The sequence below is a fragment of the Pseudomonas sp. PK-RTE-24 genome, from assembly GCF_054052265.1.
The window spans coordinates 1,110,921-1,127,795 of record NZ_CM133224.1 but is presented as its reverse complement, the minus strand read 5'-3'; the positions used below and the strand labels follow the sequence as shown (position 1 = coordinate 1,127,795).

The 16,875-nt window shown below is 61.6% G+C and carries 12 protein-coding genes and 1 pseudogene; 10 read left to right on the top strand and 3 right to left on the bottom strand.

From position 1 onward, the window contains the following. The first annotated feature begins 96 nt into the window (after nucleotides 1-96). The 4 genes from ACV8MC_RS04915 (at nucleotide 97) to ACV8MC_RS04900 (ending at nucleotide 6,995) form a co-directional block, all read left to right on the top strand. On the top strand, nucleotides 97-3,678 hold the full coding sequence (locus ACV8MC_RS04915) for a DUF2339 domain-containing protein (protein WP_457264628.1): 3,582 nt from the start codon (nucleotides 97-99) through the stop codon (nucleotides 3,676-3,678). Continuing rightward, nucleotides 3,675-5,039, top strand: coding sequence for a DUF3999 domain-containing protein (locus ACV8MC_RS04910; RefSeq protein ID WP_252868640.1), 1,365 nt, complete (start codon nucleotides 3,675-3,677; stop codon nucleotides 5,037-5,039). The genes ACV8MC_RS04915 and ACV8MC_RS04910 overlap by 4 nt, the downstream gene beginning before the upstream one ends. 339 nt (nucleotides 5,040-5,378) lie before the next feature. Continuing rightward, nucleotides 5,379-6,389: a class 1 fructose-bisphosphatase gene (locus tag ACV8MC_RS04905; protein ID WP_016772098.1), complete on the top strand. Its 1,011-nt coding sequence runs from the start codon at nucleotides 5,379-5,381 to the stop codon at nucleotides 6,387-6,389. 3 nt (nucleotides 6,390-6,392) lie between these two features. After that, a complete protein-coding gene (locus ACV8MC_RS04900) occupies nucleotides 6,393-6,995 on the top strand; it encodes a DUF924 family protein (RefSeq protein ID WP_305382021.1) in 603 nt (200 codons plus the stop codon). Nucleotides 6,996-7,102: 107 nt separating this feature from the next. Here ACV8MC_RS04900 and ACV8MC_RS04895 read toward each other — a convergent pair whose 3' ends face one another. Then, nucleotides 7,103-7,867, bottom strand: coding sequence for a methyl-accepting chemotaxis protein (locus ACV8MC_RS04895; protein WP_371915145.1), 765 nt, complete (start codon nucleotides 7,865-7,867; stop codon nucleotides 7,103-7,105). Between the two features lie 141 nt (nucleotides 7,868-8,008). Continuing rightward, a pseudogene (locus ACV8MC_RS04890) lies at nucleotides 8,009-8,860 on the bottom strand (cache domain-containing protein); the annotation flags it as partial. A gap of 416 nt (nucleotides 8,861-9,276) precedes the next feature. On the opposite strand from ACV8MC_RS04890, the gene ACV8MC_RS04885 reads away from it, so the two are divergent. Both ACV8MC_RS04885 and ACV8MC_RS04880 read left to right on the top strand, forming a co-directional pair. Further along, the gene (locus ACV8MC_RS04885) at nucleotides 9,277-9,531 is read left to right on the top strand and encodes a hypothetical protein (RefSeq protein WP_016772095.1); all 255 of its coding nucleotides are present in this window, start codon (nucleotides 9,277-9,279) and stop codon (nucleotides 9,529-9,531) included. A 29-nt stretch (nucleotides 9,532-9,560) separates the two neighbouring features. After that, the gene (locus tag ACV8MC_RS04880; protein WP_041477540.1) at nucleotides 9,561-10,130 is read left to right on the top strand and encodes a lipocalin family protein; all 570 of its coding nucleotides are present in this window, start codon (nucleotides 9,561-9,563) and stop codon (nucleotides 10,128-10,130) included. Between the two features lie 121 nt (nucleotides 10,131-10,251). On the opposite strand, the gene ACV8MC_RS04875 is transcribed toward ACV8MC_RS04880, so the two are convergent. Then, nucleotides 10,252-11,616: a formimidoylglutamate deiminase gene (locus tag ACV8MC_RS04875; protein ID WP_457264625.1), complete on the bottom strand. Its 1,365-nt coding sequence runs from the start codon at nucleotides 11,614-11,616 to the stop codon at nucleotides 10,252-10,254. Nucleotides 11,617-11,762: 146 nt separating this feature from the next. On the opposite strand from ACV8MC_RS04875, the gene hutC reads away from it, so the two are divergent. The 4 genes from hutC (at nucleotide 11,763) to ACV8MC_RS04855 (ending at nucleotide 16,824) form a co-directional block, all read left to right on the top strand. Then, a complete protein-coding gene (gene hutC, locus ACV8MC_RS04870) occupies nucleotides 11,763-12,473 on the top strand; it encodes a histidine utilization repressor (RefSeq protein ID WP_162999786.1) in 711 nt (236 codons plus the stop codon). Beyond that, on the top strand, nucleotides 12,470-13,039 hold the full coding sequence (locus ACV8MC_RS04865; protein WP_457264624.1) for a HutD/Ves family protein: 570 nt from the start codon (nucleotides 12,470-12,472) through the stop codon (nucleotides 13,037-13,039). Before hutC ends, ACV8MC_RS04865 begins: the two co-directional genes overlap by 4 nt. A gap of 475 nt (nucleotides 13,040-13,514) precedes the next feature. Further along, nucleotides 13,515-15,203 (top strand): urocanate hydratase, encoded by a 1,689-nt coding sequence (hutU, locus tag ACV8MC_RS04860; RefSeq protein WP_016772090.1) that lies wholly within the window; start codon nucleotides 13,515-13,517, stop codon nucleotides 15,201-15,203. A 148-nt stretch (nucleotides 15,204-15,351) separates the two neighbouring features. Next, nucleotides 15,352-16,824: a purine-cytosine permease family protein gene (locus tag ACV8MC_RS04855; protein ID WP_252879278.1), complete on the top strand. Its 1,473-nt coding sequence runs from the start codon at nucleotides 15,352-15,354 to the stop codon at nucleotides 16,822-16,824. The last annotated feature ends 51 nt before the right edge of the window (nucleotides 16,825-16,875 follow it).

The window sequence follows — 16,875 nt, the reverse complement described above, 5'->3', positions numbered from 1 at the left end:
CGCCTTCGCGAGCAGGCTCGCTCCCACACGGTTTGTGCCTAGACTGAAGCCATCGCCGGACTCGCCCCGCCCCGGGGCTGCTTAGGGATATCGACCATGCAATGGATGTTCATGTTGATCGGGCTGGTGCTCGGTGGACTGCTCGACGAGTCATTCAGCGGCGCGCTGTTGGGTGCGCTGCTGGGGCTGGTCATCGGCCAGGCGCTACGCATTGCGCGCCTCGGCTCGCAGGCGGCGGAGCAACAGCGTCAACTCGAGCAGGTGCGCGAAGCCTTGCAAGGCGTGGCCCAGCGGCTGTTTGTGCTGGAGGGTTCGCCCTCGCATACGCCCGCGCCGCCACCTGAAGCCGAGCCAGTCGCCGCACCCGTCGACGTGGCTGAGCAGGCTGCCCCGACCCTTGAACTGATCTGGGAACTGCCCCCCGAACTCGAACCGGTCTCCGCCGTCGCCCGCGAAACCAGCCAGCCGCTGCCGGCCGATGCCTGGCGCGCCGAACCGGCTCCCGTTGCACCACCGCAAAAAACCGCCGAACCCCGTGGCCCGAACCTGATCGAACGCGGCATCAGCGCTGCACGCAACTGGCTGTTTGGCGGCAACACCGTGCTGCGCGTCGGTGTGGTGCTGCTGTTTTTCGGTCTGGCATTTTTACTGCGTTACGCCACCGAAGGCATGGTGGTGCCGATCGAGTTGCGTTACGCCGGTGTTGCGGCAGCGGCGTTCGCCTTGCTTGCGCTGGGCTGGTGGCTGCGCCGACGCAACAGCAACTATGCGTTGATGCTGCAAGGCACCGGAATCGCGGTGTTGTACCTGACGGTGTTTGCGGCGATGCGTCTGCATCCGTTGCTTGATCCGTCCGCTGCACTCGGTTTGCTGGTCGCGGTGACGGTGTTCTCGGCCATTCTGGCGATTACCCAGGACGCGCTGGGGTTGGCCGCAGCGGCGGCCCTCGGTGGTTTCGCCGCGCCGATTCTGACTTCTACCGGCGAAGGCAATCACGTCGCACTGTTCAGCTATTTCGCTCTGCTCAACGCCGGCATTCTCGCCATCGCCTGGTTCAAGGCCTGGCGCCTGCTCAACCTGATCGGTTTCGTCGGCACCTTCGGTATCGGTTTCGCCTGGGGCCTGCGTTCCTACACGCCGGAGCTGCTGTGGAGCACCGAGCCGTTCCTGATTGTGTTTTTCCTCATGTACCTCGCCATCGGCCTGCTGTTCGCCCGGCGCAAATTGCGCGACCTGCAGGATGCTCCGGCGGAGGCTGATCGCGAGGCGCTGCTGCAATGGTCGGCCCGCAAGGGTGATTATGTCGACGGCACCATGCTGTTCGGCCCGCCGATCATTGGCTTCGGTTTGCAGTTTGCGTTGGTCCAGCACCTGGAATTTGCGGCGGCGTTCAGTGCGTTGGCGCTGGGCATGATCTATATGGCGCTGGCCAAAGTTTTGATGGGCGGGCGCGCGATGCTGCTGGGCGAAACCTGCCTGGCGCTGGGAGTGATTTTTGCCAGTCTCGCGATTCCGCTGGGGCTCGATGCGCGCTGGACTTCTGCGGCGTGGGCCGTGGAAGGCGCGGGAATTTTCTGGCTTGGGTTGCGTCAGCATCGACCGTTTGCCCGGGCCTTTGCCTTACTGCTGCAACTGGGTTCGTCACTGGCGTTTCTCAGCCAGTTGCAGCCCGGCGAGAGCAGCCTGCTCGACGGCGCACCGCTGGGCGCGCTGATGCTTGGCGCCGCGCTGCTGTTCAGTTTCCTTCAACTGCGCAAGGCTACGCCCGAGCAGACATCGCCGTGGGAAAGGCAAGGCCTGCCGCTGCTGGCGTGTCTGGGCCTGACGTTCCTTTATCTGCTGGCACCGTTGTTCCTGTTCATCCAGGGCACGGCAATCAGTTGGGCCTTGGCCGGGTTGGCGACTTTGTTCGTGGGCTTGCGGATTCAATCACGCACATTCCTGTTCACCGCGTTCGCCGTGCAGTTGCTGGGCGGCGCGTTGTTCCTGCTGCGCCTGCAAACTGCCGGCGAAGATTCGGCGGCAGTGTTCAGCGCTGGCTGGAGCGGTTTGCTCAATGCGTCCTTGATCGGACTGGCCTTGATTGGCGGCATGCTGCTGGCAGCGCGGAATGAGATGGTGCGCGACGATGTGCGCCTGCTGCGCGGCTTGTCGGTGGTGTTGCTGGCGGGGTTGGTGCTGATCAATCTGGCGGTGCTGTTCGTGCTGCCGTGGCAAACCGCGAGCGCGGTGTGGGCGGCCAGCGGTTTGCTGATCATCTGGCTGAGCCTGTACCTGCAACAGCGTCTGAGTTTCGTTTTCGGGCTGCTGTTGCAGGTGGTCGGCGGCGCAGCGTTTCTGCTCGCCGGCCCCGAATGGCTCGGGCCGCTGTCCAGCGAAGGACTGAAACCGTTGGCCCATGGCGGCTTCTGGACACCGCTGGTGCTGGGGCTGGCCGCGCTGATCGGCGCGTGGCGCTTGCAATTGGGCAACCATGCCACGGCTTTTGATGCCTTGAGTTTGCAGCGCTTGTCGCAAGTGCTGCTGGTCTGGGGCGCCGGTTGGTGGACGCTGGCGTGGGTCAGCGAGATCCTGCGTTTCGCTTCGCCGAACCTCCAAGGCACATTGTTGCTGCTGGTCGCTGCGATCAGTGTGGCGCTGTGGACGGTGTTGTCGTTGCGCCTGAGATGGCCGGCGCTGGGCTTGCTCTGCACTTTGCTGATTCCGGCGGCGGCGCTGGTTTTGCTCGGCGCTTGGCATTCGCGCTACCACCCGGCCGCCGACTTCGGCTGGCTGGCGTGGCCGGCGCTGTTCGCGGTGCACTTCTTCAGCCTGCGCCGCTTGGCGTCGAAGTTGCCGGCGCGCGCATTGAGCGCGGCCCATGTGCTCGGTTGCTGGCTGTTGATTGGCGTACTGGCGCTGGAGTTGCGTTACGGCCTGCTGTTGTTGTCCGAGCAGTACAACGCGTGGCGCTGGCTGGGCTGGGCGATTCTGCCGAGCCTCTATCTGTTGCTGATGGCTGCACCGCGCAACTGGCCGTGGCCGGTGGCCGCATTTGCTCGGGAGTACCGCTTGTATGCGGCGGCACCGCTGGCGGTGCTGATGCTGGCGTGGTTCTGGCTGGCCAATGGCGTCAGCGATGGCAATGCCGAACCATTGCCTTACGTGCCGCTGCTCAACCCATTGGAGCTGGGTCTGCTGTTTGCGCTGTTCGGCGTTTATGCCTGGTCGCGCAGCGCCGTCGCGCAGCTGTCGATCCGTCAGGATCATGCCGACAAGGCTACGCAACTGATCGCCGGGGTTTCGCTGTTCGCCTTCTGCACCGCGCTGGTCACCCGCGCGGCGCATCACTGGGCCGGCATCCCGTTCGAGCTTGATCAGCTGCTCGCGTCGATGCTGGTGCAGGCCGGCCTGTCGATCGTCTGGACGTTGATGGCGCTGGGGCTGATGATCGGCGGCCATCTGCGCCATCGCCGCGAAGTCTGGCTGATCGGCGCGGCGCTGATTGCGCTGGTGGTGGCCAAACTGATTTTTGTCGAACTGAGCAACCGTGGCGGCCTCGCCCGGATCGTCTCGTTTATCGGCGTTGGCGTATTGCTGCTGGTGGTCGGCTACTTTGCGCCGCTGCCACCCAAACACGTCGAGGCTGAACCGGCGGCGGACAAACCCGCGCCGGAAACCGAAGGAGTTGCATCTTGAGTCGCATGCTGAATCTGGGTTGGTTGGCGCTGGGCGTGGTGATGGTCGCTGGCGCTCAGGAAAAACCGGCGGACTTCGCCACGCAGTTGCCGTTGACGGTGAGCGGCAATGGCCCGTGGTATCGCCTCGACCTGCCGCTGAGCGCGCAATTGCAGGCGCGCCAGACCGATCTCAGTGACTTGCGCGTGTTCAACGCCGCCGGCGAAGCGCAGGCCTACGCCTTGGCTCGCGAGTCGGCGCAGACCCGCGACGACGGCAAGCTGCATGAGGTCAAGTGGTTCCCGCTGTACAACGCTGCCGACGCCAGCGAGCGTGCGCCGAATGTGCGCGTGCAGTCGACCACCAACGGCACCCTGGTCGAAGTGCAACCGTCCTCGCAACTGGAGGCGGGCGAAGAAGTGCTGCGCGGCTGGCTGCTCGATGCCAGTGCGATCAAGGCACCGTTGCAGCAGTTGATCCTCGACTGGACCAGCGAGCGCGACGGTTTCCAGCGTTTCAGCATCGAGGCCAGCGACGATCTGCAGCACTGGCAGTCATGGGGCGAGGGCCAGGTGGCACGGCTGACCTTTTCCGATGAGCGCATCGAACAGCACGAAGTGACCCTGCCGGGGCAGACCGCGCGCTATGTGCGCCTGCTGTGGGAGTCGCCGGGTTCGGCGCCCGTCCTGACGTCGGCGCAATTGAAAAGCAGCGACCCGCGCAACCTGCCGCTGCCTTTGGTCTGGTCGCCCAGCGTGGCCGGCAGCAGCACCAAGTCCGGGGAATACATCTGGCAGTTGCCGATGGGGCTGAATGTCGAGCGGGTGCAGATCGAGCTGAAACAGCCGAACAGTCTGGCGCCGGTCACGTTGGCCGGCCGGCGCGAGAGCAACTTGCCGTGGCAGCCACTGAGCAGCGGTTTGCTGTATCGCCTGAGCCAGAACAATCAGGACGTGGTCCAGAACGAAATCCCGCTGTCCGGGCAGACCGTGCAGCAACTCAAGCTGACCGTGGATGAGCGCGGCGGCGGTCTGGGTGAGCAGGCGCCGGACCTGAAATACGCGGTGCGCGCCACGCAGGTGATCTTCCTCGCCCGGGGCGAAGGGCCGTACAGCCTGGCCTTGGGCAATGCCACGGTGAAAACGGCGAACCTGCCGCTGGCAACGTTGATTCCGGATTTCAAGCCAGAAAAGCTGGCGAGCCTGGGCAAGGCGACGGTGCAGGACGAAGCGAAGGCCACGCAAACTTCGGCGGCGACGACGGCTGCGGTGGCCGGGACCAACTGGAAGAAGTTCGGGCTGTGGGCGGTGTTGCTGCTCAGTGTGGTGTTTCTCGGGGCGATGGCGTTCAGCCTGTTGCGCAAACCGCCAGCCAATACCTGAGCATGGCGGCGCTTTGCGCCATTCGCGAGCAGGCTCGCTCCCACAGTGATCTCGGTCGTTCACATATTTTGTGTACACCACACATCCTGTGGGAGCTGGCTCGCCAGCGATGGCGGCCGGTCAAACAACAAAAATTCATCAGACTGCCGCTATCGCTCAACCACCACCCGCCCCATTTCCAACTACGCTAAACCCGACACCTGAACTCTCCACCAACAATCACGTCTCATACAGGCAAATACACCCAGGCGCACGTTAGCCGGCGTCTTCGCTCGCTAGGTTTTCAGACTCCCTGTAAACTGCGCGGGTTTTCCGCCCCCCATTCCACCGGAGCCGTCCATGTCCCGCGTTACCTTGAGTCGCTATTTGATTGAGCAGACCCGCAGCAACAACACTCCTGCCGATCTGCGCTTTTTGATCGAAGTGGTGGCGCGTGCCTGCAAGGAGATCAGCCACGCCGTGTCCAAAGGCGCCCTGGGTGGTGTTCTGGGCAGCATGGGCACCGAGAACGTGCAAGGCGAAGTGCAGAAGAAGCTCGACGTGATCTCTAACGAGATCCTGCTCGAAGCCAACGAATGGGGCGGTCACCTGGCCGGCATGGCGTCCGAAGAAATGGACAACGCCTACCAGATCCCGGGCAAATACCCGAAAGGCGCATACCTGCTGGTCTTCGACCCACTGGACGGCTCGTCGAACATCGACATCAACGCCCCGGTCGGCACGATCTTCTCGGTATTGCGTTGCCCGAACGAATACCTGAGCCAGAACGAGCCGCTGAACGAAAAAGCCTTCCTGCAGCCAGGCACCCAGCAAGTGGCCGCCGGTTACGCCATCTACGGCCCGCAGACCATGCTGGTGCTGACCCTGGGTGACGGCGTCAAAGGCTTCACCCTGGACCGCGAAATGGGCAGCTTCGTACTGACTCACGAAGACATCACCATCCCGGAAACCACCCAGGAATTCGCCATCAACATGTCCAACCAGCGCCACTGGGAAGCCCCGGTACAGCGCTATGTCGGCGAGCTGCTGGCCGGTGAAGAAGGTCCGTTGAAGAAGAATTACAACATGCGCTGGGTCGCGGCGATGGTTGCCGACGTACACCGCATCCTGACCCGCGGCGGTCTGTTCATGTACCCGCGCGACAGCCGCGAGCCGTCGAAACCGGGCAAGCTGCGCCTGATGTATGAAGCCAACCCGATGTCGTTCCTTGTCGAACAAGCCGGCGGCGCGTCCACCGACGGTCACCAGCGCATTCTCGACATCCAGCCGGAAGGCCTGCACCAGCGCGTTGCAGTGTTCCTCGGTTCGAAAGAAGAAGTCGCCCGCGCCACGGCCTACCACAAGGAATAAACCATGCACGCGCCCTGGCAGCCGTTGCTCGACTGGTGGTTCGGACACGCCGAATCAGCCAGCGAAGTGGCGGCCGAAAAGGGCAAGTTGTGGTTCGGCAAGCGAAACAGCCAAGACCTCGAAGCGCAGACGCGTTTCGGGGTCTTTGTCGATCAGGCCCTGGCCGGCGAATTGACTGAGTGGACGCAATGTCCCGAAGGCTGGCTGGCGGTAGTGCTGCTGCTCGATCAGCTGCCGCGCATGATTTATCGCGACACTCCCAAAGCCTTTTTCGGTGATCTGCTTGCACAGAAACTTGTCGCGCAAGGCATTGCGGCAGATTTTGATCGGCAGTTGAAGCCGATTCAGCGTGTGTTCATTTATCTGGTGTTCGAACACTGCGAAAACCTCGCGGTGCAGAACGAAGCCGTTTCCAGATTTATTGAATTGGTGGCTGAGCAGCCAGAGTCGGAGCGGGCGGTGTTTGCCGATAACCTGGACTACGCCGAGCGGCATCAGAAGGTGATTGCCCGGTTTGGAAGGTTTCCGCATCGCAATGCGGTGTTGGGGCGGGAGTCTACGTCTGAGGAATTGGAGTTCCTGTCCAGGCCCGGCTCAAGATTCTGAATCTTCAGTGCGGCTTATGCCGCTTTCGCGAGCAGGCTCGCTCCCACAATTGAAATGCATTCCACTGTGGGAGCGAGCCTGCTCGCGAAGAGGCCTGAGGCTGCAGCTTAGATCCTGAAGCTGCCGACCAGATGCTTCAACCGCGCCGCCTGTTGCTCAAGGTCCGAACACGCGCGCAACGTCGCCTGCAAGTTCTCCACGCCTTCCTGATTCAGCGTGTTGATCTCGTTGATATCAACGTTGATCGACTCGACCACGGCGGTCTGTTCTTCGGTCGCGGTGGCTACCGACTGGTTCATCCCATCGATTTCGCCGATGCGCTGGGTCACGCTGCCCAGGCGCTCGCCGGCCTGGTTGGCGATGCCGACGCTGCTTTCGCTCTCGCGCTGGCTCTCGGTCATGATGCTCACCGCCTGGCGTGCGCCGACCTGCAGCTCTTCGATCATCTTCTGCACTTGCTGCGCCGAATCCTGGGTGCGGTGCGCAAGGTTGCGCACCTCGTCGGCGACCACGGCGAAACCGCGTCCGGCCTCACCGGCACGCGCGGCTTCAATGGCGGCGTTGAGTGCGAGCAGGTTGGTCTGCTGGGAAATGCTGGTGATCACTTCGAGAATCTGGCCGATGTTCACCGTGTTGCTGTTCAGCGTTTCGATATTGCCGCAGGAATCGCTGATCTTCGCCGACAGTTGTTGCATGGCGTGGATGGTTTTATCCACCACCTGCTGGCCGTCGACCGCGAGGCTGCGCGCATCGCTGGAATGCTGCGAGGCGAGCGCGGCGTTCTGGGCGATTTCCTGAGCGGCGGCGCCGAGCTGATTGATCGCGGCGGCGACGCTGTTGGTGCGGCTGGCCTGCTGGTCGGAGTTGTACATCGACGAGTTCGAGGCAGCGACCACACGCAGGGCGACTTCGTTGACCTGGCCGGTGGCCGAGGACACTTCGCGGATCGACGTATGAATGCGTTCGACGAAGCGGTTGAACGACGTACCCAGCGCGCCGAATTCATCATTGCCGTGAATCACCAGACGTTTGGTCAGATCGCCTTCGCCTTCAGCGATGTCATGCATCGCACGGCCCATGGTCAGCAGCGGTTGCATCAGCACGCGAATCAGCATGCCGAGCAGTCCGATGATGATCAACACGGCGATGACCATGGCGATCAGTGCCGAGGTGCGGAATTCGCTGAGCATCGAGAACGCGGTGTCTTTGTCGAGCACCAGCGCCACGTACCAGTCAGCCGATGGCACGCCGTTGACGTGGGTGAATGAGATCAGCTGGGTCTTGCCGTCGAACTCGACTTCTTTCAGGCCCGGGCTGACTTTGGGCGCACCGTTCGGATAAGCCTCGGCCAGTGTTTTGAGCACCAGCTTGCTGTCCGGGTGAATCAGGATTTTCCCTTCGGCGCTGACAATGAATGCATGACCGTGGCCGCCGAAGTTCAGCGAGTTGATGATCGCGCTGACGCTGGTCAGATCGATGTCGGCACCGGCCACGCCGAGCATTTGGCCCTGACGCTGCACCGGCGTGGCAACGGTGATCACCAGTTTGCCCGACGAAGCGGCGATGTACGGTTCGGTGACGATGGTCTGTTGTGCGCTGTTGGCCGCTTTGTACCAGCCGCGCGCGCGTGGATCGTAGTCCGGCGCACGGTTGCCGGCCGGCACCGAGAACATCACGCCGTCAGCGCCACCGAAATAGCTGAGCTGGAAATTGCCGGTGTAGGCGGGCAGGTCGATGATGCGCTTGAGGCTGGCGGGCGCGTTGCCGTCGACGGCGACTTGCTGCGACAACGATTGCAGCAGTTGAATGCGGCTTTCCAGCCAGGTCTGGATGTTGCTGGTGGTCAGGCTGCCCAGTTCCTGCATGGTCGCTTCGGTGCTGCTGCTCAAGGCCTGACGCTGGCGATAGTCGTTGAAGAGGATGAAACAGGCGAACGCAACGGCCACCACAAGGGCAGCAGCCAGCAAAATCTTGTGGCTGAATTTCATGTTTCTGGTCATCGAATGAACTACCGCGAAGGGGCTGGTCAGGAAAGGGCGGCAATTTGCCATATTCGGCAGCGTTGCGCTGCTCTTATTTCGACCGCGCCGCGCCAAAGATTAGGCGTTTGCAGGGAAAGTCGACGAAATGCTCGACGGCTTCACAAAGTTTTTGATTTACCGACAAAAGCCGGACGGGCGGGCTGATAAATAGGCGTTCGGTCACGGAACCAGATGACACTTTTCTCTTCTAAGCTTCTGGTTGGCACCATGCCATCCCCCCTCGTTCCAGGAGTTTCACCATGTCGCTGCGATCTATCGCCCTGCTGTCGTTTTGCGTGCTGTTGGCCGCATGCAGCAAGGTCAATCAGGAAAACTACTCCAAGCTCTCGGCCGGCATGGCCAAGTCCGAAGTGGAAACCCTTCTCGGCAAGCCCACCGATTGCTCGGGCGCGCTCGGTATGTCCAGCTGCACTTGGGGCGACAAGAACAGCTTTATCAGCGTGCAATACGCCGGTGACAAAGTGCTGATGTTTTCCGGCCAAGGCCTGAAGTAAACCGGGGCTTCGCGCCCACGGAGAAAAAAATGAAGCGGTTATTGCTGATCCTTTTTGCTGGCTTGGTACTGGCTGGCTGCGCCACTTCCGGCGTCGACCCGTTGGCGCCCAAGACCGTCAACAGCGTCAATCTCAAGCGTTATCAGGGCACCTGGTATGAACTGGCACGCTTGCCGATGTACTTCCAGCGCCACTGCGCGCAATCCGAAGCCCATTACACCCTCAAGCCTGACGGTAATGTCGGCGTGCTCAACCGTTGCCTGACCCCGGAGTGGCAGTGGGAAGAAGCCAGGGGCACGGCTTATCCACAAGTGCCGGGCAAGACCGATAAGCTCTGGGTCGAATTCGATAACTGGTTCTCGCGCCTGCTGCCGGGTGTGGCGAAGGGCGAGTACTGGGTGTTGTATGTCAGCGACGATTACAAGACCGCCATCGTCGGCGATCCGAGTCGCAAGTACTTGTGGCTGCTGTCACGCACACCGACCGTCAACGGTGTAGTGCGTGAAGAATTGCTGAGCAAGGCGCGTCAACAGGGTTACGACACCACACGCCTGATCTGGCGGGCGTCGGATCGGCAGATGGCCAAGACCTCCAATTAAGCCGCTATACAAATCAAATGTGGGAGCGAGCCTGCTCGCGAAGAGGGTGTATCAGTCGACATGAATATTGACTGATACACCGCGTTCGCGAGCAGGCTCGCTCCCACAGTTTGGTTTTGGGTCAGCCCAAGAGATCGCGCAGGACCTGGGTGAAGGCTCGGGCGCTTTCCTCTTCGCCAGCATGCCGGCCATCACGCACCACCCATTGACCATTGACCAGCACATCGCGCACCTGGCGATCGCCGCCGGCGAACAACCAGCGATTGAGAATCCCGTCCCCCGCAGCCGTCGCCAGATACGGATCGCTACCGTCCAGGACAATCCAGTCCGCGCGCTTGCCCACTTTCAGCGCACCAATCGGTTGCCCCAACGCTTGCGCGCCGCCGTCCAGCGCGGCGTCATATAGTGTGCGACCGACCATCGGCTGCTGCGCGCCATACAAGCGATTGCGCCGCTGATCACGCAAGCGCTGGCCATATTCCAGCCAGCGCAATTCTTCCACCACGCTCAGCGACACATGGCTGTCGGAGCCAATGCCCATGCGCCCGCCCTGGGCAAGAAAATCCACCGCCGGGAAAATTCCGTCACCCAGATTCGCTTCAGTGGTCAGGCACAGCCCGGCGATCGCGCGACTGTTGGCCATCAGCGTGACCTCTTCCGGGTTGGCGTGGGTTGCGTGGACCAGACACCAGCGCTGATCGACTTCAGTATTCTCATAAAGCCATTGCAGCGGACGACGACCGCTCCAGCTCAGGCAATCGTCGACTTCCTTTTGCTGTTCGGCGATGTGTATGTGCACTGGGCATTGTTTGTCACTGGCCGCCAACACTTCGCTGATTTGTTGTGGCGTCACCGCCCGCAGCGAGTGGAAACACAGGCCCAGCGATTGCGCCTTTTGCTGCGCCAGTAATGGCTGCAACCGCGCTTGCAGATTCAGATAGTTTTCAGTGCTGTTGATAAAGCGACGCTGGCCATCGTTTGGCGTCTGCCCGCCGAATCCGGAATGACTGTAGAGCACTGGCAGCAGGGTCAGACCGATGCCGCTTTCGCTGGCGGCCTGGCTGATACGCAGTGCCAGTTCGGCAGGATCGGCATACGGCTGGCCGTTGCTGTCGTGGTGCACGTAGTGAAATTCGGCGACCGAGGTGTAACCGGCCTTGAGCATTTCGATGTACAGCTGACGGGCGATGATGCCGAGCTGATCCGGGCTGATTTTTCCGACGAGGCGGTACATCAGATCGCGCCAGGTCCAGAAACTGTCGTTGGGGTTGCCGGCCACTTCGGCCAGTCCAGCCATGGCACGCTGGAAGGCGTGGGAGTGCAGATTTGGCATCCCCGGCAGTAACGGCCCGCGCAGCCGCTCGGCTTCGTCTGCGCTGGAATCGGCCTGGATTCGGGTCAACAGGCCATCGGCGCTGACCTCGAGACGTACATTGTTGGCCCATCCGTTAGGCAGCAGTGCGCGTTCGGCAAAGAAGGCGGACATCGTTCGGCACCCCATCGTGTGTTATTTGTATATACATATACAGACGTTTGCCTGCCCGGTAAACTCCGGCAAGCTAGTCACTTTCATCCAATGAACAGGGATCAACCGTGCCGACTCCGCCTCCAGTTTCTCCGTTGGCCGCGAACATGGGCGACAGTCCGGCGCCCTTGTACGCCCGCGTCAAACAGATGATCACCCAGCAGATCGACAGCGGTAATTGGCCGCCGCACTACCGCGTGCCGTCCGAAAGCGAACTGGTCAGCCAGCTCGGCTTCAGCCGCATGACCATCAACCGCGCCCTGCGCGAGATGACCGCCGATGGCCTGCTGGTGCGCATGCAAGGCGTGGGCACGTTTGTCGCCGAACCGAAGAGCCAGTCCGCGCTGTTCGAGGTGCACAACATCGCCGATGAAATCGCCTCGCGAGGCCATCGCCATACCTGCCAGGTCATCACCCTCGAAGAAGAGGCCGCCGGTTCCGAACGCGCGCTGGCGCTGGACATGCGCGAAGGCCAGAAGGTCTTCCACTCGCTGATCGTGCATTACGAAAACGGCATTCCGGTGCAAATCGAAGACCGTTTCGTCAACGCCCTGGTCGCGCCGGAATACCTCAAGCAGGATTTCACCCTGCAAACGCCTTATGCCTATCTCAACCAGGTCGCGCCGCTGACCGAGGGCGAGCACGTGGTCGAAGCGATTCTTGCCGAGCCGTCGGAGTGCAAGTTGCTGCAGATCGAAAAGGGCGAGCCGTGTCTGCTGATCCGTCGGCGGACTTGGTCGGGGCGTCAACCGGTGACGGCGGCACGTTTGATTCACCCGGGTTCCCGCCATCGTCTGGAAGGGCGCTTTCACAAATGAATGAGATAAAGGTTTTACGCGCCGAAGGCTACCCGCGCATGCCGTGGAAAAACGGCGGCGGCAGCACCGAGGAAATCACTCGCGATGCCGGCGCTGGCCTGGACGGTTTCGGCTGGCGCCTGTCAATTGCCGACATCGCCGAATCGGGCGGTTTCTCGACATTCGCCGGTTACCAGCGAGTGATCACCGTGTTGCAGGGCGACGGCATGACTCTGTGCGTCGACGGTGACGCTACCCGTCCACTGTTACCCTTGGACCCGTTCGCCTTCAGCGGCGAAAGTCGGGTGTCCTGCACCTTGCTCGGCGGTGCGATTCGCGACTTCAATCTGATCTACGCGCCGCAACGTTACAGCGCGCGGTTGCAGTGGTTGGCCGGCGAGCAGCGGTTCTTCAGTTCGGCATCGACAGTGCTGGTGTTCAGTGTCAGTGAGCGGATGGACGTGCGTGTAGGCGACGGCGTTTCACAGCTCGGTCGGCATGATTGCCTGCAGCTGGACGGCAACAGCGGGCTGGTCGAAGTCTCCACCAACGCCGCATGCTGCGTGATCGAACTCCTCCACAACTGAACACACCCCTGTGGCGAGGGGATTTATCCCCGCTGGGTCGCGAAGCGGCCCCATTCTTGAATAAAAAAGCGGTCTGCTGCGCAGCCCAGCGGGGATAAATCTCCTCGCCACAAAAGCCATCCCCACTCTTGTTTCCCTCCACGCACCAACTTGTTACCGAACGCCCCAGCGTGGCGCAAAACCACGCTGTCGTAGCCAATCCCAACCTCCCCAAAATAACTGCGAAGAAAATTTCATTCACGCCAGAACCCTCGATTCAGGCGCTCTCCAGCCCTACCCCTGATTTTTCCTGAACACTCCTCCAGCAAGTTGGCCGCTTGATTGCATATGCTTGTATGTACAAGTAAAGACGTATGCGTATGAGTCGGTCGAGACTCTCCGCAGCGTCCACTGATTCGCTTGTCGCGCAGCACAGCGCGCAGGCTGCGGCCCACTGCCAGGGTTGGTTTGAATTGATCGCTGAGGAGTCTTTTTCGTGACTGACAATACCCAGAACAGCAACAAGTTTCGTGACGTGCAGATCCGCGCCGCACGCGGTAACACGCTGACCGCCAAGAGCTGGCTGACGGAAGCGCCGCTGCGCATGTTGATGAACAATCTCGACCCGGAAGTCGCCGAGAACCCGAAAGAATTGGTGGTCTACGGCGGTATCGGTCGCGCCGCACGCAATTGGGAGTGCTACGACAAGATCGTCGAGAGCCTGACCAACCTGAATGACGACGAAACCCTGCTGGTGCAATCGGGCAAGCCGGTCGGCGTATTCAAGACTCATAGCAACGCGCCGCGCGTGCTGATCGCCAACTCCAACCTGGTGCCGCACTGGGCGAGCTGGGAACACTTCAACGAACTCGACGCCAAAGGCCTGGCCATGTACGGCCAGATGACCGCCGGCAGCTGGATCTACATCGGCAGCCAGGGCATCGTTCAGGGCACCTATGAAACCTTCGTCGAAGCCGGGCGCCAGCATTACAACGCTGACCTCAAGGGCCGCTGGGTGCTCACCGCCGGCCTCGGTGGCATGGGCGGCGCGCAACCGCTGGCCGCCACCCTGGCCGGCGCCTGCTCGCTGAACATCGAATGCCAGCAGGTCAGCATCGATTTCCGCCTGAAGAGCCGTTACGTCGATGAGCAAGCCAAAGACCTCGACGACGCTTTAGCGCGCATCGACAAATACACCAAAGAAGGCAAAGCGATTTCCATCGCGCTGCTGGGCAACGCGGCGGAAATCCTCCCGGAACTGGTCAAGCGCGGCGTGCGCCCGGACATGGTCACCGACCAGACCAGCGCCCACGATCCGCTCAACGGCTACCTGCCGGCCGGCTGGAGCTGGGACGAATACCGCGCCCGCGCCAAGACCGAACCAGCCGCTGTGATCAAAGCCGCGAAGCAGTCGATGGCTGTGCACGTCAAAGCCATGCTGGAGTTCCAGAAGCAGGGCATTCCGACCTTCGACTATGGCAACAACATCCGCCAGATGGCCCAAGAAGAAGGCGTCGAAAACGCTTTCGATTTCCCGGGCTTCGTGCCGGCCTACATCCGTCCGCTGTTCTGCCGTGGCATCGGCCCGTTCCGTTGGGCGGCGCTGTCGGGTGATCCACAGGACATCTACAAAACCGACGCCAAGGTCAAAGAGCTGATCCCGGACGACGCGCATTTGCACAACTGGCTGGACATGGCCCGCGAGCGCATCAGCTTCCAGGGTCTGCCGGCACGTATCTGCTGGGTCGGTCTGGGCCAGCGCGCCAAGCTCGGTCTGGCCTTCAACGAAATGGTTCGTAGCGGTGAGCTGTCGGCCCCCGTGGTGATCGGTCGCGATCACCTCGACTCCGGCTCGGTGGCCAGCCCCAACCGCGAAACCGAATCGATGCAGGACGGTTCCGACGCCGTCTCCGATTGGCCGTTGCTCAACGCGCTGCTGAACACCGCCAGCGGCGCGACCTGGGTGTCTTTGCACCACGGCGGCGGTGTCGGCATGGGCTTCTCGCAACATTCGGGGATGGTGATCGTCTGCGACGGTACCGATGAAGCCGCCGAGCGCATCGCTCGCGTGCTGCACAACGACCCGGCTACCGGCGTCATGCGCCATGCGGATGCCGGTTACCAGATCGCCATCGACTGCGCGAAAGAGCAGGGGCTGAATCTGCCGATGATCACTGGCGGGTAACACGCTCTGGTTTTATGTGGGAGCGAGCCTGCTCGCGAAGGCGTCGTGTCAGTCGCTACTGCTGTGCCTGATACACCGATTCGCGAGCAGGCTCGCTCCCACAGAGGAATTTCAGTGAACCCGAATAGCAATCCACAGAGGTTGAATCATGGCGGTTAACAACGAACGTGCAGGCAGTACTCCGTTGATCGAAAGGCGTTCGATCGACTACATCCCGGAAGCGGAAAGACACGGTCGTCTGTTCAGTCAGTTCACCCTGTGGATGGGCGCCAACCTGCAGATCACCGCGATCGTCACCGGGGCCTTGGCCGTGGTGCTCGGCGGTGATGTGTTCTGGTCGCTGATCGGTCTGTTGATCGGCCAATTGCTCGGCGGTGGCGTAATGGCGCTGCATGCCGCGCAAGGGCCGAAACTGGGCTTGCCGCAGATGATCTCCAGCCGTGTGCAATTCGGCGTTTATGGCGCTGCGATTCCGATCGTGCTGGTGTGCCTGATGTATCTCGGCTTCACCGCCACCGGAACGGTGCTGTCCGGGCAGGCGCTGGGCCAGTTGTTCGATGTCAGCGACAGTGTAGGCATCCTGATTTTCGCCAGCGTCATCGTGCTGGTCACGGTGCTTGGCTACCGGGTAATCCACTGGATCGGCCGCGTCGCCAGTGTGATTGGCGTGATCGCTTTCGTATTCCTGTTCTGGCGGCTGATGAGCCAGACCGACGTCGGTGCACTCCTGCAAATCCGCCACTTCAGCTGGAGCAGCTTTCTGCTGGCGGTGTCGTTGGCGGCGTCCTGGCAGATCGCTTTCGGCCCGTATGTGGCGGACTATTCACGCTACCTGCCGAGCACCACTTCATCGGTGAAAACCTTTTTCGCCGCTGGCGCAGGTTCGGTGATCGGCGCGCAAGTCGCGATGGTTCTCGGTGTATTTGCCGCCGCGTCGGCCAACGGTCAATTCGCTGGCCATGAAGTCGCCTACATCGTCGGCCTCGGCGGTACCGGCGCCACTGCCGCGCTGCTGTATTTCAGCATCGCGTTCGGCAAGGTGACCATCTCCACTTTGAACTCCTACGGCAGCTTCATGTGCATCGCCACCATCATCAGTGGCTTCAAAGGACACCTGACGGTGACCCGCATGCAACGGCTGGTGTTCGTGCTGTTCATCGTCGGCGCGGCAACCCTGATTGCCCTGCTCGGGCAGCACTCGTTCCTCGGTGCGTTCAAGTCGTTCATCCTGTTTCTGCTCGCCTTCTTCACCCCGTGGAGCGCGATCAATCTGGTCGACTACTACTGCATCACCCGCGAGCGTTACGACGTGCCGGCGCTGGCCGATCCGGACGGTCGCTATGGCCGCTGGAACCTGCTCGGTATCAGCGTCTACGTGTTCGGCGTGCTGGTGCAATTGCCATTCATCTCGACCAAGTTCTACACCGGCCCACTGGTGGCCGCCCTCGGTGATGTCGACATTTCCTGGATCATCGGCCTGGTGCTGCCGGCCGCCGTCTATTACTTCTGCGCAAAGAAATGGCACAGCGCAGTGCCCGACCGCCTGATTCTGCCGGTCGAGCAGAACAGCACCCTACAAGCAAAAACGAGCGGGGCCGGTCGCGCTGCGGCGCAGGCCTGATCTGGACGTGGACCAGGCTGGATGCCTCTTGAACTGCCGTAAGCCCATTCA

Bases quoted from the DNA above. Each gene is read 5' to 3' on its own strand.
- ACV8MC_RS04885 (WP_016772095.1), top strand. From the start codon at position 9,277: ATGTCGCTGCGATCTATCGCCCTGCTGTCGTTTTGCGTGCTGTTGGCC.
- ACV8MC_RS04900 (WP_305382021.1), top strand. From the start codon at position 6,393: ATGCACGCGCCCTGGCAGCCGTTGCTCGACTGGTGGTTCGGACACGCC.
- ACV8MC_RS04880 (WP_041477540.1), top strand. From the start codon at position 9,561: ATGAAGCGGTTATTGCTGATCCTTTTTGCTGGCTTGGTACTGGCTGGC.
- ACV8MC_RS04915 (WP_457264628.1), top strand. From the start codon at position 97: ATGCAATGGATGTTCATGTTGATCGGGCTGGTGCTCGGTGGACTGCTC.
- ACV8MC_RS04865 (WP_457264624.1), top strand. From the start codon at position 12,470: ATGAATGAGATAAAGGTTTTACGCGCCGAAGGCTACCCGCGCATGCCG.
- ACV8MC_RS04905 (WP_016772098.1), top strand. From the start codon at position 5,379: ATGTCCCGCGTTACCTTGAGTCGCTATTTGATTGAGCAGACCCGCAGC.
- ACV8MC_RS04895 (WP_371915145.1), bottom strand. From the start codon at position 7,867: ATGTACAACTCCGACCAGCAGGCCAGCCGCACCAACAGCGTCGCCGCC.
- ACV8MC_RS04855 (WP_252879278.1), top strand. From the start codon at position 15,352: ATGGCGGTTAACAACGAACGTGCAGGCAGTACTCCGTTGATCGAAAGG.
- hutC (WP_162999786.1), top strand. From the start codon at position 11,763: ATGGGCGACAGTCCGGCGCCCTTGTACGCCCGCGTCAAACAGATGATC.
- ACV8MC_RS04875 (WP_457264625.1), bottom strand. From the start codon at position 11,616: ATGTCCGCCTTCTTTGCCGAACGCGCACTGCTGCCTAACGGATGGGCC.